The following is a 19,327-nucleotide window of genomic DNA, read 5'->3' as shown; positions in this document are numbered from 1 at the left end:
TTTTAAGTGAACTCTAAATGTTCTGATTCTTTTACAATTGTTGTTTTGAATGGAAATTTGTCTTCGGGGACTTGCTTTATCATTTGCATTAAAATGGTTGACCCTGTGAATAAAACGTGTTTGGTGCCTGATTTTTCGAGTTGAAGTATTAAGAGCTTTGTTCCCTGCTTTACTTTGGAATCTTCAATCTTATAGGCTAGTACTGATATTTCGGCGTTTAGTAATCTATCTACTTTTATTTTGTCACCTGTAAAAGTGGATAATTCGGCTTTTATTTTAAAATCTTTGAAATTATTCATTGGGTAGTATTTTTTTTAATAGGTGTTTGGAGTTGCAATGTTTTGCCCATCCGTTATAAGCGGCTATTGTGGCCTTGTTTTTTGTTTTGGATATTGCTTTGGCAAATCGTTTTTTGATGGATTTCCGAAGCAGTGTGTGCGTGTGGTAGAACTTGTAACCCACAAAATCGATTCCGCGAGCTTCAACGGGGAAAACTTGGTAATTATCTTTAACCTGCAGTTTTAAATTGGTGTTTAAATACTGTTTAATCTCAAATAAAACCTCGTGTAAATGGGGTTTGTTATTGGAAAGGATTACGATGTCATCGGCATAACGGAAGTAATATTTTATTTCCTTTTGTTCCTTTATCCAATGGTCAAAATAAGTGAGGTAAAAGTTAGCCAGGTATTGGCTTAAATAATTGCCAATCGGCAAACCGTCGGAGCTGTCAATGATTTCATCGAGTAACCAAAGTAGGTCATTGTCCTTGAACTTTTTTCGAAGTAACGCTTTTAGTATATCGTGATTTACGTTAGGGTAAAACTTGACAATGTCCAACTTCAAACAGTATTTTGTGTTCTCCTGGTCCCGCAATGCAGCTTTGATATTATTGGCCGCTGCATGTATGCCTTTTCTTTTAATGCAGGCGTAACTGTCATTGGTAAACACCTTTACAAATATGGGTTCCAAAACATTCATTACTGCGTGATGGGTGATTCGGTCAGGAAAGTAAGGAAGACGGAAAACAAGCCTTTCCTTTGGCTCAAAAACGGTGAAAGTGGTGTATTCCGATGTTTTATACCCTTTATTCAAAAGCATTTCGTGGAGTTTGAGAATATTGCTTTCGGGTTCTTTGTCAAAAATTTTGACACCGTATTGATTTGATTTGCCTTTTCTTGCTTTGGATTCGGCAATCCTTAAATTATCAATCGAAATGATTTGCTGATAGATATTGTTTAATCTTTTCATTGCTTTGCTTGTATTGGCTCGCTTTCGATTGCTCTACTAACGAACCTATTAAGATTGTGATTTTTTGCCGTGTTGGCAAGGTCTGCGGTGTTTTTTATTTTAAGCTCAGGTGCGAGCTGACATTCGAATTCGTGTTCCAGTTATCGTAGTCGTTGAACGAGAAACTGCCACCTGAAGGAGAACTACAGCAACGACACCACACAACCTGTATTATTATGCTTTTACAAAATAGGTTTTGTATAAGTCCTCAAACTGCTTTCCGGCATATTTTGCTTGATCTCTTGTCTCAAAGCAAAGGCGCGAGCCGACACCCGAATGCGCGCCCCAGCCAACGTAGTCGGCGAACGAGAAACCGCCACCCGAAGGAGAACCCATCTCGAACCAAGGATAGTATTTATACTGATCCCAATCATTCCAGTTTGGTACCCAGTCGCCATTGATGGCTTTGGCTATGATTACTAATTTGGCGTGAGCTATCATCGCCTCCTTATCTGACTCAGGGAACAATGAAAAGTCTGGGATAATAGTTGTTGAATCTAAGTTTAACACTTGGCAAGCGTCTTCGAATGTTTTAATGTCTGTGTACATAATATAGTTTTAGGCTGTTAAAAAATCTTTGTAAATACTCTCAAATAATTGTCCGGCATGTTTAGCTAAATCGGCAGATTTATAGCAAAGGCGCGAGCCGACAAGCGAATTCGCGAGCCAGTAATCGTAGCCGAAGAACGAGAAACCGCCACCCGAAGGAGAACCCATCTTAAACCATGGATAATACTTGCCTTGATTGCTGTTTGTCCAGTCGGGTGTCCAACCTTCGTTAAATGCTTTCACGATTTCCTTGACCATTTTATAAGCCACTTCATCAGGTTCTAAACCTTCACATGATTCCCTGAATTCCTTTTCTGAAATCCCATTTTCTCGAATCACATCACTAAGGTTTTTGATACGCTCCTTAATTTCCGGTTGAAAGGTTTTGGCTCCGAAAAGGTTTTCTAACATTACTTTTCTAGGGGATTTGGCTTTGGAATAAGCCGCTAATACTTTGTCTTTTGGGACTGTTAATGTTTCACTCATTTTTATTGTTGTTTTAATTGATTACTAAAAAAAATAGTCTTTCCCGCTGTCCGTCTCGCTATAATTTAAGAGGATAATGTTACATTACCTTATTCCACCTCTTTTTGACTCACGCATTATAACTAGCTACCTTACCGACCAGTAAAGATTCTTCTTATGGAATAGGCGTTATCTTGTTACTACTAATATTCGTCATTGAATCGTTTTTGATTGATCCATGTTACTAAATGGGCTTTGGCTTGACCTGTTTTGGCTAAAAATTCATCGTATTTTTTAAGAGCATTAAAACATTTAATTTTTTCGACCAGGCTTAACTTTTCGAAGGCTTTTTGTGAAGCTTCTTTTTTGACTTTTAAATTGTATTTAAGCCAAAAAGTTTCAAATGAATAGTCGTCAAGAACCAGCTCTATGGTTACTATGTTTTTATACTTTGTCCATTTTTCCATATCGGGAATGGTACCCGGAAACTGAACGTTTTCCAAAAGTTTCAGAACCCGCACTCCTTTGATGTTAAAAAAAGCGTGAATTACCTTGTCTGTGTCTCGGTACTGAAATACCCATTCGTCAGCCGTCTCCTTGAACGTTACTTTATAAGTTGTGAACTTTTCCATTACTTTAAAAGAAATTTTACTGGTTTGGTATGTTTGAAATTCTTAGCTATTTCTATAGCTTCTTTTTTTAGTCGTGCTTCGGTTTCAAAAATGGTTTCGTTCTTTGTTTCCGGCTTTCGACGTTTTTTATTGATGTACATCAGGCTAATTGTTGGTTAAGGATTGATTGTATCTGTCTGATGGCGTTACGGTCATATTCACTCAATGCCTGTCCACCTACAATTATGGTGAATTGTTCTAAAAAATGAGCTTCGTAGTATTCGAGCGTGAATCCGTGCTTTTTGTTTCGGTTAAAGAGATCGGAACCCTGCTGTACTTCGAGCTGTTTTTTCCTGAATTTCAATATCACTTTGTCAAGAACTGAACGAGCTACTTTTACTGTGCGCTCTTTATTCGGAGTTTTGTCGAAAAATCCAAAGGAATAGACTAAGGAGTTCAATTGTTTTTCAGATAGTTTTAGTTTTATTTTCATATCAACATTCTGTTTTTGGTTTTGATAATTGTTCGCCACATTCAATGCAAACGAGTACGGTTGTTTCGCAGGTGGCAACACTTTCTATTACTCGGGTTTCGGCTATGTCGTGGGGACATACTTCGGTGATGCTGTAAGTAGGTTCCATGTCTTAAACTGAGTTTTTCCATATTACGACACCATCCAAAGCCCTAATTATTTTCGAAACCTCGATAGCTGTCATTTGTTTTAAAGGCTTTTTAACGGGTGATTTATCACTCTTTAAAAAGCGGTCAAACCATCCTAGCATATCGGCTACTTCGCCCCACTTTTCGCTTTTTACAACTATATTGGCCGCTCTCAAATTGGCTTGTATTCGCCTGTGCTGGGTGTTGTTTGTGTCAAATAGCCCCCAGTTTTCGGCTTTTGGCTCATTGATTGGCGTTGAACCTTCCTGTGTCATGATGATTTTCTTTGCCTGAGCTTGGGTGATTGACTTTAAGCTCGAGCGTTTTACATCACCGGTTACCCATTGCACCCATTCGTTTTTGGTTTCCACTTGGTAGTGGCAGTTTTTCATTATCCGGTTGACCTGCCATAAGAGTATAGGGTGATTGTCGCCTATGACTTCGTTTGGTTTTACTTTAGTTTTTGTCATGGGTTATTTTTCTAAAATTCAACCCTCCGTTTAAGACGTGATCTAAGGCAGCTTCTTTGCTTCTCATTTTTAAACATTCGTGAAGCGAAGGACGATACCATTCGATTGTCGGTTGCTTATTAGGCACGATGTCGTTAAAAAATGTACTTCTTGCCCTTTGTCCGCATTTTTCACACGAAAAAAACATAGGTGTCACACCGGCATCAATGTCTTTTGTTTTTGTGATATTTCCACAACTGTCACATACATAGCAGTTCACACGGTTTTCTAAATTCACCTTTGTATAAAAATCGTTTGTTTTTACATCTTGGATTAACTTATAATAAAGCCTCTCGACTTCTCTTTGACTTTTCATTTTGCTTTTTGTTTTAAATGTTTGCTCCCGGAGCGGGATTCGAACCCGCAAGAACCATCGTGTCCAGGAAACCAAATTAACTAACCTTTGTACGTTGCTTTGGTGTGTGTTTTGAATGCTTTATTCTTGATTACTAGCTTTTCGTATCGGTGGAAGGCTTTCCATTCTTTTGCATTCATATCGGTTGCAGAAACATAAAATCCTTTATCGTCTTTATAAACTGCGTGGCCGTTTACGCTATACCTTTTGTGATCTTCCAGTGGAGTTATTGTTATGTTCATAATCTCGTATTTGTTTGAAATAGATTTTTAATTTGAACCGGAGCCACTCGAAATAGTTGTAAATGGCTTTTCCGTTGAGTACTGCCAGCACAATGGCTAGCAGTACGGCTATGGAGCTACTCGGATGCATCGGGCTTTTGAATGGTTTCACTAAAAAAATCAAACTTATAGGCTCCCGAAAATCCTACCGAAGACATAGACAGAGGCACGTTTGTTTTTGTGCCATCTTCGTTGATGATACTGGCTTCGATAAACCAAGACGAACGAACCGGTTTATATGCTGCGGCTATTATTGCCACGCCATCAGTAAACTCTTCGCTGTCGAAATCCTTTGTTAGCTTTTGAAGTTCCAAAACGCGTGAGCCTTTCAGGTTTCCTTTGGCATCTTTTTTCAATAAATTAAAAACGATTTTCACCAGTGCTGCCGTTTCATCGTTGGTGGCTAGCGATGTGATGTAATTTTGCACTTTCTCAATCCCTGCCGTTACGGTATCGTCCCAACCGTCATTGATGCGGTACCCGATTGTGATCTCTTCTTTGTCGGTCGAAAAAGTGTGAGACTGTTGTTTTTCTTTTAGTCCGTACACTTGGTTTTTCAAGTCTAAAATGTTTTCAAAGAATTGGAATGTTTCGGTTTTGGCGTTGCTTATTACTTCGGAAGCTGCGCAAAGTCTGAACATTGCTTTTGGTACCGTTTCGGCCACTAATGATTTATAGGATTCACGGTCTTTGTCTTTTTTGGCTTCGAGTTTTGCCAGGGCTTCTTTTAGTTGTTCCGGCGTTGCCTGACTTAAATCGATCGCTGGTTTTTCTAATGTTTGTGTATTCATGGTCTTACTTTGTTATTAAATGATTGTCTATTACTTTTTTTAGGATAAATTTTATTTTGCTTTCTAATTTGTCATGACATTGGTAGTACCTTTTTTCAGTCGTATGATCTTCGCTAAGTTGACTTAACCATGAACCTCGCTCTTGATTGATTAAGATTCTTTCGGCTGTTGTAAAACAGGGTGTTTTGCCTACTAGTTGTTGATCGGAGCAATACACAAGGACGTTGTGTAAGTCTGCTAGGCGTTGGTATATTTGGTTATTCATACGTTGTAAAAATTATGTTCTCGCAAATCGAAGGTGTCCCGCTCAACGGTTCTTGGGATTGACTCTTCTTTTAGTTTTCTTAAATCGGCTGCTATCTCAATTCGGTTTGGGTGGTTGGGATTGTCGCGTAACCATTGTTCTAATTCAGTTATTTTGTTTTGGCGTCGTTGTGGTGTCATAGGGTTAGTTGTGATTTATGGCGTTAAACATTGGAACTCCTTTGACTTTTGGCTTTACGATATTGGACAACAAAGCCATTGGACGATAATTGAAAAGGGTGTTGACACAATCGCGGTAGCAATTGGAAAAGTCAGCAGTAGTCACATTGGTATTAACATAGCGGTCTGTGAGCTTGTGAAATTCAGCCTCTCGTTTTGACAGTTCCACCAAGAACCATTTATTAATTGCACTGTTGGCTAATACTTGTTGGTACTCTCTTTGAGTAATACTCACGCTTTGACACCATTTGTTGTATAGGTCCCAAATGATAGATTCGTATTGCTCCGGGGTAATGGCTAATTTTTGAATTGTTGTCATGATGCTTTTGTTTTAGTCTTGTTTGCTTTCTCCTCTAATCTTATCGTAACCTTCTTTCCAGATTACGTATAGTCCCCCGTTGGGTCCTATGGTTCTACCTTTGCAGGATGCTAAATACCCCGAACAGAATATTTTTTTATTGGCATCGAACATGATTTTTTCCTCCATATAGGTAAGCGGGTTATTTCCCTTTGCCATTCCTGATATGATTATGATTTTCCTTCGTTTGTATTTCTTAGCAAAATCATAGTACTGCTGTAAGTCTTTAAAAAAGTAAGTTGCTGAATTAATGACCACCACTTTTGCGCTGTCCCTTCTGTCAAGATAAGCGCAAAGCTCATCGTGGTTGTATTGAGCCGTCAGGAAGTTATCTTTTACATCCTGCATGTTCTTAAGCTTCAATCGGTCTATAAAATCAACATCGTCTAAATCCTCTTCGTGTTCTACGTGTATGGCTTTTAAGTCTTTACAGAAAGCTTTTGTGATGTCTAAAAGCAGACTGCTTTTGCCTGAACCCGAACCACCCCACACAAACCAAATACCTTTATTTTGTGGATTTCCAAAGGCTTGGTATAACTCTTTTGCATGATCAGAAAATTGAATGAGCGTTACTTTTTGATTGATAACATTGGCAACCGTTAGGGCTTTTTTTATTACCATACCAAATTGCCCTCTGGTAGGTTAAACACCTTTCTAACTAAATCCAGTGAGAGCGGTTCTCCCAATCTTTCGGCCTCTCGTGATGCAGGCACAAGTACATCGTGCAACTCTCCATAATTTCCGCAATTGTTCAGAAGAAACTTTCTTAAATGACGATCTTCGATGTCTGCCAAAAACAGCTTATAGCTTCTGTCTATGTGTGGCAATAATCGTAGCCCAAATTTGATACGGCGGTGAAATTGCGGGATGCCTGATTTGTTGCGCTTTTTTAGTTTTTCGATGTTTTCAACCAATTGATCTGTACCAATGAAAACCAAAGAACAATAATCGGCTAAGTTGTCGTAGAGCTCTTTCATGGCGCAAAGAGCGGCTTGTTTTAAGTATTCACTTTCATCGATGATAAGTGTTGGTTTGTGTCCGTAGTTCTTAAGGAACTTCATTTTTGTGGCAATTTGTCGGATTTTGACAGACTTGCTTTTACCTGTAGCATGTATGTTCAATTCTGAAACAATTTTATCAATCAAGTCACCTAGCGTGTCGCTGGAACCTGCTGTAACGATAAATGTGTCAATAGGATTTTTGGAAGCAAACATTTTGGAAGTAAACGACTTTCCACACCCCGTTTCACCTATCAATACCACTGTTGAGTGATGGCTTCTTGCGTCTTCCAGGTGCGCTATAATAGCGGATGTTTGTGGGGTAGGTTGTAGGCTCCAATAGGCTTTTTCAATTTGGTAACCGCACATAGTGGCTAAGGCGTGGAAGTGGTGATTTGGGATAAATCCTCGTGTTCCTCCTGCATCATACATGAAATCGCTGTTTTCTTTCAGCATGATTGACAGGTACTCTTTTCTAACTCCTGTTTTGTTGGCAACGTCTGCCTGTTTTAAATTATGTTCCTGCATGTAAGCAGTAAGGCTTTGAATAATTTCTTTTTTAGTGATTTGGTCCATTAGATGTAATTGTTTAGGTCTATTTTGTTATTATGATATTCGTTTTGCTCGTCCTGCCACGACTTTTCAGCCGCTTTTTGTATGGTTCTTTCTTGTTTTAATAGCACCTTTTCGGCCTCCGGTTGTAATCGTTGTTGGCTTTTGTTGTCTTTGTGTTGTCCTCTCGAATCGGTTAGTAGGTGTTTGGCCAGTGTGTCATTGAGTAGAGGGTTTTGATTGAAAAACTGATCTAGCACATTGGCGTTGTCTTCCCTGGTATCGGTTATGAATTTGATAGCCGTATTGTTATACTCTTTCACTCTTTGTCGTTGCCAACCGTCGTCCTCATTATGTTCGGCAATGGCCATAGACTGGATGTATTTATCTTGAAGTACAAATCGGTACTTTTGGTCTGCGGATATTGCTAATACTTCGTTTAAGTTGTTGTCATCATACAGTATATTCCAGTTTTGGTGTGCTTGCTGTCTAAAATCTAATTCGAAGCAATCGTAAGTACGTTTAACACCATTAATTTTGATATGTAATCCTGATCCTTCCAGTTTATTAGTGTCTCCTGTTGTTTTACCTAAAGCCAGTAAATAGTTTTCGGTTGGCATTGGTAAACGGTGTGTTTCTTGTGTGTTTTCCCATTGCTCTAGGTACTGTTTTTGCTTTTTGGAACGTTCCGCTGCTATTATACTTTCCAACTGTTTGCGGCATCCTATTTCGTCAGGAAATGATCTGCTTAACTTGGCTAACATTTCTGAGTTGGGTTGGTTCTTTGAACCAGAACCAACGCCAAAACCACTCCAGTTGTCCATTAGCTTACAGTATGTTTTATTGATGTGGGCGAAATACGGTTCAATTACTTTAGCCTTAGCGTTTTTTACAGCTGCGGGCGTGTAATATTTGGTGCAAGCTTCATATACTGGTGTTAATGCCTTTTTTTGATAATTATCTGACTGCAATTGATACGGTTTGAAACGTTGGCCGAAAAGTTCAGCGGTGTGATTAAATGCATTTCGCAAAGCTTCTTTAATCAGTTCTGGGGTTTCGTGTGTTCCAATTGCATACCCAACAGGGTATTTATTGAAAGGATCAAGAACTACAACCATAGTCAAACGGTTGTGGTAGGTAGTAACGCTGTAGCCTTTTTTGTCGATTGTTGATTTTTGGTATAAAAGTTCCGCATCCCAACCGTCCAAAGTCCAGTATAACATTGGTGATGTTGGAGCCTGTCTTTTATTCTGCATCAAAATGTTATTTGACAAGGCAGACACTCCGTTACGACCGGCATAGATCACTAAGTTTGATTTTTCCTTACGGTTACCTACGGTTTGAGCTGTAATTGTTGGCCAATTCTTTTGTTCAGCAATAGCATTGTAAACCGTCGCAATCAAAGTGTTGTCCAAATTGGTGTGCTTCGCCAAAAGTTCATCAAGTAAAGCCTCTTGCTCACGTTCCTTAATTTTCAAGGCGTTTTGCATTCCGAACTTACCGGAAATCAAACCCGCATAACCTTCTTTAACGTACTTGTTTACTTTGTATCTCAAAGAATCCTTTGTAGTTGGTAAATTGTGGTCCACATCACGAAAAGCATTCACATCACGGCTCAAACTATCCCAAATATCAACCGAAGTATATCCCAAGGCTTTTAAATACTGCTTACGGTTATTTTTCATGATGAGAACCGTGTTTAAAACCGAAGCGTTGTAGCCGTATTGCTCAATAGTATCTAATTCAAGTTTTTTGCTGTTCTTTTCACCGTAACGGTACCCGATGTAGAAATCGAAGGCCTCACGATCGGCCACATAATGTTGCGCGAACCACGATTTTTTAACCTCTTCTTTCGGTTTTCCAAACTTTGTTGTGATTCTATCTTTCCAGTCTTGTGATAAACTGTCGAATACCACCAGAGCATCACAACCCAATGACCCCCTGCGTAGCTGTTTTTCGATGCAGGTGTCCGAGTTCATACGCCAATTAATAGCTCTATAACTAATCAGTTTTAAGCTGTCAACATGGTAATCACGATCATAAATCAAATACTTGATTTTAAATCCTAACTTCTTTTCGTAATACTTGTATGGTGTTTCCATGATTTTTTTTGTTCCCGCAATGGTGTCGAAATTATTCCTCTTTATTCTGATCTATTTCCTGTTGAAGAAGCCCTAAAGCCCTTTTCCGAATGGCTTTTGCTTTGTCTGAATCAAAGAAGTATTTAAGACTCATCGATACGGTTTGCATTGTTACTTTAAATTCTTTTGAGATTTGGGTTTTCATCTCTGGGTGTATTCGTATTTTTTTCATTACTTTGATTCTTGAATTTTGCTCAACAAATATATTACACAATTTGGGATAATACCAAATTATTTTTCACATTTTGGGAAATAAATTTTAATTTTATGGATAAATCTTTGATTTTAAAAGAGATAAAAAAGTATTATAACTTCAAAACTGATGGAGAGTTTGCTGATTTTTTAGGCATTAAGCAGAATACATTGTCTAATTGGGCATCTAGAAACTCAATAGATTATGATAGAATTATCTCAAAATGTGAAAATATTGACGCGAATTGGTTATTGACAGGAAAAGGAGAGATGTTAAAATCTAATAAAGACTCAATTGCTGAACCTGTTGAGAGTTATAGAAAAACTAAAGATCCTATTTACGAAATACAACGTGTGCCATTGTTTAATCTCGAAGCGACTATGGGGTTAGTTCCGTTAGTTGACGGTGATGGGGTGGATGAAGAAAAAGTTATTGATTATATAACCATTCCTAGTATGCCTAGCTGCGATGGCGCTATCTATGCTTCCGGGGATAGTATGTATCCTTTGTTAAAATCGGGCGATATGATTGCTTATAAACGTATTGCTGTTGAGCGTGCTCAAATTTTCTTTGGCGAAATGTATGTAGTCGCAGTCAAATTAGACGAATCCAGCACAATGAAAACCATAAAGTTTGTTCACCAGAGCGAATTGGGAGATGAATATGTAAAGCTAGTAAGTCATAATCAACATCATGCTCCTAAAGATGTAAAACTTAGTCAAATAGCCGCTATTGGACTTGTAAGAGCCTCAATTAGACTACATAATTAACTAAATACCTGATTTTCAATAGTTTATTAATACATAGATATATAAATCATTATATTAGGGGTATGTTAGTCCCCTTTTTTAATACTTTTAAAGGTTAAAATATGTTATTTCGGGGTGTTATTCAAAGTGCTTTTATACACTCAATACGTTACCCATTACGTTACCCATAGCGTTATCCATTACAAAAAAGATGCTTTTTTTGAATTATACAAAACCCTCAATTCATTCCACAAAAAAAGCCCTAATTAAAGGGCTTATTATTCTAGGTTAGTATCTCAAAAGCCTTGTTTTTACAGCTTTTAAGGTAGTATTACGGTATAGTATTGCTCGAAGTAGTAGTTAGTGTATTTAAACCGCCTTTAATTGCTATTTAAACAGTAGTTAAATGGTACTTAAAAGTAGTATAATGAACATTTTATTTTTAAATCTTTTTTGCCCTTTTTAGGTGTGAAACCTTGTATTTATTGGCTTTTTCGACCTTTTTTGGTTGGAGTGGTATTGGTTATATTAATTTATAGGCCGTATTTGTAGTTATCATATTATCAATTGTTTGTAAAGTAAATAATTTTTTTGAGGATATTGAAAAAGAACTCGAATTTGGCTTTTTGAGATGAATAAAATTTTCGTTATAGAAAAGAAATAAATAAAATGTGTAAGTAAAAAAATACAAACAATAAAAAACTACGTATTTTTACGTATTCACAAAGAATTACGAATATCTGAAAAACCCTCAATCTAAGTAGATGAAATGACAATTGAAGGTATTTCTTTGGGTTCATTACTAAAAAATGAATAAAAAAAGCGGCTTTTTTTTAATCTATTGGGTGGTTTATCGAGTTGTGCCAATTATTATTTATTGCGAAAAACGTATACATTTACTTCAAATAAAGATAGTTACAGTATAATTTTTACTGATTTTATAATTTAACCAAAGTTAATTCATTGAATTGAATAATTGGTTTCCGAAGAATTTAACAGAAAAAAACAATAAGCAGCTACAGATGAAAGAGAATCAAGCCATTTGCATAAGTTGTAGCAATGAAAATTGTTTTATCAAAAAGCATATTCATTTGCCCGAGATGCAAAGTTATATAGAGAAGAAGCACAGTTTTACCTGTAAGAAAGCGCAACAATTTATTATTGAGGGCGCGCCAATTCAGGGGCTTTATTTTGTGCAAAAAGGAAAGGTGAAAACCGTGAAAACAGGAATCAACGGCAGAGAACAAATTGTCCGTTTTACGACCAATGGAGACACAGTAGGTTTTAGAGGATTTGGGACTAGCAACCGATATTTAATAGGCGCTTACGCGCTTGAAGATACTGTTTTGTGCAATTTTAACAACGAAGTGATGTTGGATATTCTTAAAAACGTCCCCGAATTCACGTATGACATGATGCTTTTTTATGCCGAGGAATTGAACAAGAGCGAGAACAACATTCGAAAAATTGCCCACATGAATGTGCGAGAGCGCGTGATCGATACCTTATTATATATTCATCGAAAATTTGGTCAAACCAATGATTTAATCAATCTGGATTTGTCCCGAAAAGAAATCGCAGATTTTGCCGGAACGACAGAAGAACAAGTAACGCGAGTAATTTCAAGTCTGAAAAGGGAAACTTTGATAAAAACGGTAGGAAAGAAAATAGGATTGCAACAAATCAACAAATTAAAATCGGAAATTATGGAACATAAGTATGTATAAGTAGTTTTAAATTAAAATTTTGAATTAGTGAGCCCCTTTTTGGGGCTTTTTTTGTGGAAATAGATAGAAAAAGTTTTAAAGACAGTTTTCTAAGTAAGCGGTTTAGGTGAAAATTAAGTAAAGACAATCCCAATAAAAGTGGGTGTTTGCAAAATATACTTGCCAAAACGCAGTAAATAAATTGATTTCAGAATATTTTTTGTCGTAATAAAAAGAGGTTTTAGTTTGTAAAAAGTAAATACTTAAGTATAAATACGTATGTAAATTTGCTTCATACTAATCGAAACAAATTTTATCATGCAAAAGATTTCAACTACAATACAAAAAATAAAGAGACTAAGGGAAGGAAAAAAATCAAGGGCTGTTTTATTGGGAATGGCCATGAGCTTATTTGGATACAATGCGGCGAATGCACAGTTTACAGCATCCGGGCAATTCAGACCAAGAACCGAATTTAGAGATGGTTACAGCACGTTGCAAAAAAAGGATGCCGAAACAGCGGCATTTACTTCACAAAGAACCCGATTGAATGTTGGTTTTACAGGTTATAGATTCAGATTTTTTGTAGCAGTTCAGGATGTTCGAGTTTGGGGACAAGATGCTTCAACGATCAACAGAACTACTACTGCAGAAAATAACGGAATCCAGTTACACGAAGCCTGGGGCGAAATCATATTGAATGACACGGTAAGCAAAATCCAAAATTTATCCCTGAAAATAGGACGTCAAGAAATTTCTTATGATGACCAAAAGGTGATAGGAGGACTAGATTGGCTACAACAGGCGCGTTACCACGATGCGGTGGTTTTGAAATTCGCCAACAAAGGCTGGACAGCCGATTTTGGGGCCGCTTTCAATCAAAACAAAGAGCTATTGGAAGGAACAATTTACAATGGGGTTCCGCCTGTAACTGCCGGTTATACTGCGGGAACCAACGGTTTGGGAACTAATTACAAATCATTGGAATATGCGTATTTGGCAAGAAAGTTTTACTTTGGAGACATCTCCTTTTTATTCTTAAGTGATAATTTTAATAAATACAGTAATGTAACTTCGGGAACGCCTCCGGTAGTGACCAAAGTGAATGAACAAGGAATTTGGACTCGCAACACCACTGGTTTTTACTACAATATCAATCCAACCCGAAAACTGAAATTGGAAGGAAGTTTTTACCACCAATTTGGACATGACAAAAACGGACGCAGTTTGAGCAGTGATTTGGCTTCGCTTACGGCTACAGCTCAAGTGGGAAGAAAATTATTTTTAGCTCCGGGAATTGATTATTTATCAGGAAATGATGGGACAAAAGCCGTTACAGCGACTTCAACAAACAATCAATTTGATCCGCTTTATGGAACGCCTCACAAATTTTGGGGAAATATGGATTATTTCTATGCCTCGAGTGGTTTTGGTTCACAAGGTTTGTTAAACTACTTTCTTAAAACTAAATACAATTTAAAAGACAACCTGACTCTTTTTGCCGATTTGCACGCATTCGAAGCCGCCAATACTTTATCTGACGGAGCAGGAGGAACCCAAAACAGTTATTTAGGAACCGAATTGGATTTGAAAATGTCCTACAATTTCACAAAAATGGTCAATATCGAAGCTGGTTATTCTTACATGAAAGCAACCAATTCTATGGCTTCGGCACAAGTTAAAAATGTTGTCAACGCGAATCTGTCTCCACAATGGGCGTATGTAATGGTAAACATTAAACCTAATTTCTTGAACAAAAAGTAATAGAATCAATCTTTAAAAACTAAAAAAATGATACAGACTAAAAAACATATAAGTCCACTTTTTACCTTGTTGATTATGGTAATGTGCACGGTTTTATTTTCTTCTTTTACAACAAAACCAAACCCTCCCGCCAAAGAACCTGTAAAATTAGGCTTTATTCCGCTAACGGATTGTTCACCAATTGTAATGGCAAAAGAACTTGGATTATTTGCAAAATACGGCGTTGAGGTTGTCGTAACCAAAGAAACGTCTTGGGCGAATGTCCGCGACAAAATCCTAACAGGCGAATTGGACGGTGCGCACTGTTTGTACACCATGCCTTTTTCCGTTTACACCGGAGTAGGAGGAAAGGCCGGTTCCGAAATGAAAATTGCAATGATGCTCAACGAAAACGGACAGGCAATTACCCTATCAAATGATTTTTGCGGAAAAGTGGGATTCAAACAAATGAACAAAGTAACTCCCGTCGTGGCAGCCAAATTGAAAGCCGAAAAAGAAGTCACTTTTGCAATGACTTTCCCTGGCGGAACCCACGATTTATGGTTAAGAAACTGGATGTCCTTGGCAGGCCTAAACCAAAAAGCCGTAAAAATAATTACAATTCCGCCTCCGCAAATGGTGGCCAACATGAAAGTAGGCAACATGGACGGATACTGCGTTGGTGAGCCTTGGGGCGGTGTGGCGGTAAAACAGGGAATTGGGTTTACCCAAATTGCTACTCAGGATATTTGGAAAGACCATCCGGAAAAAGCATTGGTTGTCAACAAAGAATTCAGCGAAAGCCGTCGCGAAGATTTAAAGAAAGTAATGAAAGCAATTTTGGAAGCCTGCATTTGGCTAGATAATCCTGCCAATCGCAAAAAAGCCGCAGCCATTATCGGGAAAGCGCCTTATGTAAACGCTCCTGCCGATGTTATCGAAGGAAGATTGATGGGCGATTACAACTTGGGTTGCAACCAAGGAACCGAAGTTTATGACAATGACTATATGTTGTTTTACAAAGGCGGAACCGTAAATTATCCTCGTAAATCCTACGCCATTTGGGCTATGGCACAATACGTACGCTTCGGATATTTGAAAGAAGAACCCAATTACAAAGCAATCGCCGATAAGCTGATTCTACAAGATTTATACGAAGAAGTCGCCAAAAGCATGAAGATAAAGATCCCTACAGACGACATGAAACCTTTCTCGCTCACGATGGACAAAACGGTTTTCAACCCCTCAAATCCATCGGCATATTTAAAAGTGGTGAAGCATTAATAAAAGTTACTAAGTAGCTAAGTTTCTGAGTTACTAAGTTAAAAAAGCTTAGAATCTTAGCCTCTCAGAAGCTTAGAAACTTAAAAAAAAACAATTTGGGCGTGCCCCTGTTGAGCAAAGGGGCTTACTTATAGTGTCGCTTATACAGCCCCTTAGCTCAACAGGGTCGGGCTATCCGCGCTACTTCGGTAGCTAGCTTCTATCCCTCACGCGCAATGTCATTAAGTTAAGGGAAAATAAAAGTAATTAATACCTAACAGGTTAAAAAAACCTGTTAGGATGAGCGGTTTCCTAACAGGTTTTTTTAACCTGTTTGGTATTAGAATACTTAACTTAATGACATTGCCTTACGTGCTCGTAGAAACTTAGCCTCTCAGCAACTTAGAAACTTTAAAAAAAACAATTATGTCAAATTCAAATGCAGTAACAATAGAAACAGAAGGGGTAGCGGGAAGTTATCCTTATCTAAAAACGTTTGGTAAAGTAATCAAGAAAAAAAACCTTAAAAAAGCATCCAATTATATTTTTGAAAAAGCAAAATCAATCGCATTTGCTTGTATTGGATTACTCATTTTTTGCGGATTTTGGAGCTTATTGAGTTATTATACAAAGGAAGCGCTTCCCGGGCCAACAGCAACTTTAAAGGTATTGTACGAAATGTTGAGCGACCCGTTTTATGATTACGGGCCAAACGACAAAGGAATCGGATTGCAACTGTTTGTTTCCATCAAAACCGTTTTGACCGGATTTTTGTTGGGTTCTTTATTTGCTATCCCATTCGGAATCCTAATTGGGGCGAGTTCTTTTTTCAAAAAAATATTCTATCCTATTGTTCAGTTTCTGAAACCGGTTTCGCCTTTGGCTTGGTTCCCTATTGGTTTGGTAGTCTTCAAAGACACGGGAATGGCGACGATATTTATTGTGTTTATCACTTCTTTGTGGTCCACATTGATTAATACTGCTTTTGGTGTGGGAACTATTCCGCAAGACCATAAAAACGTTGCCAAAGCTTTTGGTTTTTCAAAATGGCGTTATTTATCCAAAGTCGTTTTTCCGTACACTTTGCCTCATATTATTACAGGATTGCGATTGAGTATCAGCGTGGCTTGGCTGGTGATTGTTGCCGGCGAAATGCTGTCTGGCGGAGCAGGAATTGGATTTTTTGTTTGGGACAGCTGGAACGCATTGAGCTTAGAAAAAGTGATTTCGGCGATTATCATCATTGGCTTTGTGGGAATTATTTTTGACGGATTTTTTACAATGATTGAGAATAAGGTGTCTTATAAAGGGTAAAGAACCTGATTTTCTAATATTTGTAAATTAGAATGATTAAATATTGATTATTAAGACTCAATATCACGCTAGTTTGTTCATTCCGAGAAACGAGGAATCACCGCAAGTAGCTCCCCAATCTTTGTCGATTTTGCAACGGGGATGCTTCCTCCGTCAGCATGACAAGTTTGCGGATAATAGGGATGTTCAGAAACTCTGCAACTTAAAAAAACAAAAAGCTGTTTTTTAGCCCCGATTGCAGTGGAAATCCCACGCTTTTGGGCGTGGATTGCAACGGAAAGCGGGAGGATACATCTTAAAAGAACAAATGCCTCTGCTCCAAAAAACTTAGAAACTTAGAATCTCAGAAACTTAAAAAGATGAGTTATTTAGAAATAAAAAATTTAGAAATATCATTTCCAACTCCAAAAGGGAAATACATTGCAGTAAGGGACATAAACCTTTCGATTAAAAAAGGGGAAATCATATCGATTATCGGGCATTCGGGTTGCGGAAAATCGACTATTATGAATGCGATAGGAGGAATGCTAACGCCAACGGGAGGTTCTGTTATATTGGACGATAAAAACATCAAAGGGCCGGGACCGGATCGCGGAATTGTTTTTCAAAACTATTCGTTATTGCCTTGGCTGACGGTGGAGAACAACATTTTTCAGGCTGTGGATTCGGTTATGAATTGTTCCAAAGAAGAGAAAAACGAAATCGTGATTAAAAACCTGAAAATGGTAAATCTTTATCAACATAAAGATAAATTGCCAGGACAACTTTCGGGCGGAATGAAGCAAAGAGTGGCCATTGCGAGGGCTTTTGCTATCAATCCCGGAGTATTGCTGATGGACGAACCGTTTGGAGCGCTTGATGCTTTAACAAAAGGCGCGATGCAACTCGAGGTTTTGAAATTGTGGAATCTGAATAATCGCGAAAAAACAATCGTGATGATTACGCACGATATCGAGGAAGCCTTGTTTCTCTCTGACCGAATTGTGGTTTTGCACAATGGTCCGGCTTCAACGATTCGCGAAATTGTGACAGTAAATTTACCAAGACCGCGAAATAAAATTGAAATCGTAAAAACCCCCGAATACATTAAGCTAAGAGATCATTTGCTGCATCTATTGACGGATCATTTCTCGATTGAGGATATGGGAGTTACGTATAAAAATTAGGTAGAGACGTTGCACTGCAACGTCTCTTTTGTAAAAACATTGCAGTGCAACATCTCTTTTTTTATTTATGGGGAGATAGAGACGTTGCAGTGCAACGTCTCTACGAAACGAATAATCCTAAAATAAAAAATTCCAAACTCCGTATATAAAAATACTGGAGTTTGGAATTTTTGTATTTAGAATTTCTAAAAAAATATTATTCTTTAGTTTCTTCTTTTTTGTCAGCTGGCTGATCGTCTTTGGCTGCGTTTTTAAATTCTTTAATACCGCTTCCTAGACCTTTCATTAATTCTGGAATTTTTTTACCTCCAAAAAGTAATAAAACAACTGCCAATATAACAAGGATTTCTGTAACACCTAATCTTCCCATGATTGAATATTTAATGCCTGCGCAAATTTGTAATGATTCTAATATGCAAATGTATATAGAATAACTCAATGCACATTCATTTTGGCTGATTTATTTGCTTTTGACCGCGTAAAAAAATTTTTAATCTCCGTTGTTTGTGTTTTTTTGTCTCAATTTCTTACGTTTAATATTGGGTGTATTTCAAAAGGCAACGACTAACTTTTATCCTCTAACCTATAAATTATTATATTTGTGAAATAAACAAATAGTATGTCCGGTAATCGATCAAGAAAGGGGAAGTTTTGGAAGAGATTATTAATCAAAAATCGATTGGTAATTTTGAACGAGGATACTTTTGAGGAAATTTTTTCTTTTAAATTGAATATTATGAGCGTTTTTGTAACGCTTACATTGGGCGCTATTATTTTGATTTCGATTACAACTGTTTTGATAGCTTTCACTCCTCTGCGTGAATTTATTCCGGGGTATTCATCTTCAAAGTTAAAAAGAGACGCGACGGTTTTGGCCTTAAAATCAGATTCACTTACCGTTGCCTTAAAGAAAAACGAAGCGTATATAAAATCGATTCAAAAGGTGTTGAATGGTGATTTGGAATATGCTAAATTCAACAAAGATTCGATACTTTCAAGCAGTAGCGAGTCAACAGAACCTGTGGATTTATCTCCTTCCCAAAACGAAAAAGAATTAAGGAACAGAGTGGCAAAAGAGGAAAAAATGGATTCGAAACTACAGAATACAAATTCCAGAAAAAAATAAAATTTGCGCATAACTTAATTCGCATTA

Annotated in this window: 25 protein-coding genes; 7 read left to right on the top strand and 18 right to left on the bottom strand. The window is 37.6% G+C overall.

Features of this window, described 5'->3' with window-relative positions; all coding sequences use genetic code 11:
- Nucleotides 1-2: 2 nt before the first annotated feature.
- From EM308_RS03995 to EM308_RS03915, 17 genes are all read right to left on the bottom strand, one after another.
- Nucleotides 3-299 (bottom strand): hypothetical protein, encoded by a 297-nt coding sequence (locus EM308_RS03995; protein WP_035635955.1) that lies wholly within the window; start codon nucleotides 297-299, stop codon nucleotides 3-5.
- Complete coding sequence (locus EM308_RS03990) at nucleotides 292-1,248, bottom strand: RNA-directed DNA polymerase (protein WP_035635956.1); 957 nt, start codon at nucleotides 1,246-1,248, stop codon at nucleotides 292-294. The genes EM308_RS03995 and EM308_RS03990 overlap by 8 nt, the downstream gene beginning before the upstream one ends.
- Before the next feature lie 213 nt (nucleotides 1,249-1,461).
- Nucleotides 1,462-1,728 carry a hypothetical protein gene (locus tag EM308_RS03985; RefSeq protein ID WP_156101330.1) on the bottom strand — a complete coding sequence of 89 codons (267 nt, stop codon included), beginning with the start codon at nucleotides 1,726-1,728 and terminating at the stop codon, nucleotides 1,462-1,464.
- A gap of 117 nt (nucleotides 1,729-1,845) precedes the next feature.
- The gene (locus EM308_RS03980) at nucleotides 1,846-2,322 is read right to left on the bottom strand and encodes a hypothetical protein (protein ID WP_051877724.1); all 477 of its coding nucleotides are present in this window, start codon (nucleotides 2,320-2,322) and stop codon (nucleotides 1,846-1,848) included.
- Between the two features lie 182 nt (nucleotides 2,323-2,504).
- Entirely contained in the window at nucleotides 2,505-2,933 is a 429-nt protein-coding gene (locus EM308_RS03975; protein WP_035635958.1) for a hypothetical protein, read from the bottom strand.
- A gap of 139 nt (nucleotides 2,934-3,072) precedes the next feature.
- Nucleotides 3,073-3,405 carry a hypothetical protein gene (locus EM308_RS03970; protein ID WP_156101331.1) on the bottom strand — a complete coding sequence of 111 codons (333 nt, stop codon included), beginning with the start codon at nucleotides 3,403-3,405 and terminating at the stop codon, nucleotides 3,073-3,075.
- A 1-nt stretch (nucleotide 3,406) separates the two neighbouring features.
- A complete protein-coding gene (locus EM308_RS18000; RefSeq protein WP_156101332.1) occupies nucleotides 3,407-3,553 on the bottom strand; it encodes a hypothetical protein in 147 nt (48 codons plus the stop codon).
- A gap of 3 nt (nucleotides 3,554-3,556) precedes the next feature.
- Entirely contained in the window at nucleotides 3,557-4,042 is a 486-nt protein-coding gene (locus EM308_RS03965) for a hypothetical protein (protein ID WP_035635963.1), read from the bottom strand.
- Nucleotides 4,029-4,397, bottom strand: a complete 369-nt coding sequence (locus EM308_RS03960; RefSeq protein ID WP_035635966.1) for a hypothetical protein — start codon at nucleotides 4,395-4,397, stop codon at nucleotides 4,029-4,031. Before EM308_RS03960 ends, EM308_RS03965 begins: the two co-directional genes overlap by 14 nt.
- An 80-nt stretch (nucleotides 4,398-4,477) precedes the next feature.
- A complete protein-coding gene (locus tag EM308_RS03955) occupies nucleotides 4,478-4,678 on the bottom strand; it encodes a hypothetical protein (protein ID WP_035635969.1) in 201 nt (66 codons plus the stop codon).
- A gap of 116 nt (nucleotides 4,679-4,794) precedes the next feature.
- Complete coding sequence (locus tag EM308_RS03950; RefSeq protein WP_051877725.1) at nucleotides 4,795-5,508, bottom strand: DUF3164 family protein; 714 nt, start codon at nucleotides 5,506-5,508, stop codon at nucleotides 4,795-4,797.
- A gap of 261 nt (nucleotides 5,509-5,769) precedes the next feature.
- Nucleotides 5,770-5,952 carry a hypothetical protein gene (locus EM308_RS03940; RefSeq protein ID WP_035635973.1) on the bottom strand — a complete coding sequence of 61 codons (183 nt, stop codon included), beginning with the start codon at nucleotides 5,950-5,952 and terminating at the stop codon, nucleotides 5,770-5,772.
- Nucleotides 5,953-5,956: 4 nt separating this feature from the next.
- Nucleotides 5,957-6,310 carry a hypothetical protein gene (locus EM308_RS03935; protein WP_035635974.1) on the bottom strand — a complete coding sequence of 118 codons (354 nt, stop codon included), beginning with the start codon at nucleotides 6,308-6,310 and terminating at the stop codon, nucleotides 5,957-5,959.
- 12 nt (nucleotides 6,311-6,322) lie between these two features.
- The gene (locus EM308_RS03930) at nucleotides 6,323-6,970 is read right to left on the bottom strand and encodes a hypothetical protein (protein ID WP_035635977.1); all 648 of its coding nucleotides are present in this window, start codon (nucleotides 6,968-6,970) and stop codon (nucleotides 6,323-6,325) included.
- Complete coding sequence (locus tag EM308_RS03925) at nucleotides 6,964-7,923, bottom strand: ATP-binding protein (RefSeq protein ID WP_035635979.1); 960 nt, start codon at nucleotides 7,921-7,923, stop codon at nucleotides 6,964-6,966. The genes EM308_RS03930 and EM308_RS03925 overlap by 7 nt, the downstream gene beginning before the upstream one ends.
- Entirely contained in the window at nucleotides 7,923-10,001 is a 2,079-nt protein-coding gene (locus tag EM308_RS03920) for a hypothetical protein (protein ID WP_051877726.1), read from the bottom strand. Before EM308_RS03920 ends, EM308_RS03925 begins: the two co-directional genes overlap by 1 nt.
- 31 nt (nucleotides 10,002-10,032) lie before the next feature.
- Nucleotides 10,033-10,212 (bottom strand): hypothetical protein, encoded by a 180-nt coding sequence (locus tag EM308_RS03915; protein WP_035635981.1) that lies wholly within the window; start codon nucleotides 10,210-10,212, stop codon nucleotides 10,033-10,035.
- Nucleotides 10,213-10,307: 95 nt separating this feature from the next.
- On the opposite strand from EM308_RS03915, the gene EM308_RS03910 reads away from it, so the two are divergent.
- The 6 genes from EM308_RS03910 to EM308_RS03885 all read left to right on the top strand — a co-directional run bounded on the left by EM308_RS03910 (nucleotide 10,308) and on the right by EM308_RS03885 (nucleotide 18,174).
- The gene (locus EM308_RS03910) at nucleotides 10,308-11,003 is read left to right on the top strand and encodes a LexA family transcriptional regulator (protein WP_035636114.1); all 696 of its coding nucleotides are present in this window, start codon (nucleotides 10,308-10,310) and stop codon (nucleotides 11,001-11,003) included.
- 1,001 nt (nucleotides 11,004-12,004) lie between these two features.
- A complete protein-coding gene (locus EM308_RS03905; RefSeq protein WP_035636116.1) occupies nucleotides 12,005-12,709 on the top strand; it encodes a Crp/Fnr family transcriptional regulator in 705 nt (234 codons plus the stop codon).
- Nucleotides 12,710-13,006: 297 nt separating this feature from the next.
- Complete coding sequence (locus EM308_RS03900) at nucleotides 13,007-14,452, top strand: alginate export family protein (RefSeq protein WP_197056122.1); 1,446 nt, start codon at nucleotides 13,007-13,009, stop codon at nucleotides 14,450-14,452.
- Between the two features lie 27 nt (nucleotides 14,453-14,479).
- A complete protein-coding gene (locus tag EM308_RS03895) occupies nucleotides 14,480-15,715 on the top strand; it encodes a CmpA/NrtA family ABC transporter substrate-binding protein (RefSeq protein ID WP_035635983.1) in 1,236 nt (411 codons plus the stop codon).
- A 405-nt stretch (nucleotides 15,716-16,120) separates the two neighbouring features.
- Nucleotides 16,121-17,008, top strand: coding sequence for a nitrate ABC transporter permease (gene ntrB, locus EM308_RS03890; RefSeq protein WP_081907242.1), 888 nt, complete (start codon nucleotides 16,121-16,123; stop codon nucleotides 17,006-17,008).
- 359 nt (nucleotides 17,009-17,367) lie between these two features.
- Nucleotides 17,368-18,174: an ABC transporter ATP-binding protein gene (locus tag EM308_RS03885; RefSeq protein WP_035635986.1), complete on the top strand. Its 807-nt coding sequence runs from the start codon at nucleotides 17,368-17,370 to the stop codon at nucleotides 18,172-18,174.
- Between the two features lie 196 nt (nucleotides 18,175-18,370).
- Here EM308_RS03885 and tatA read toward each other — a convergent pair whose 3' ends face one another.
- Nucleotides 18,371-18,544, bottom strand: a complete 174-nt coding sequence (gene tatA, locus EM308_RS03880) for a twin-arginine translocase TatA/TatE family subunit (protein WP_035635989.1) — start codon at nucleotides 18,542-18,544, stop codon at nucleotides 18,371-18,373.
- A gap of 366 nt (nucleotides 18,545-18,910) precedes the next feature.
- Between tatA and EM308_RS03875 the strand changes: the two genes are divergently transcribed.
- Nucleotides 18,911-19,300, top strand: coding sequence for a peptidase (locus EM308_RS03875; RefSeq protein ID WP_394332824.1), 390 nt, complete (start codon nucleotides 18,911-18,913; stop codon nucleotides 19,298-19,300).
- The last annotated feature ends 27 nt before the right edge of the window (nucleotides 19,301-19,327 follow it).

Source organism: Flavobacterium gilvum (assembly GCF_001761465.1).
GTDB lineage: Bacteria > Bacteroidota > Bacteroidia > Flavobacteriales > Flavobacteriaceae > Flavobacterium > Flavobacterium gilvum.
The sequence above is the reverse complement of the archived record's forward strand: the minus strand, read 5'-3'. Positions and strand labels throughout refer to the sequence as shown.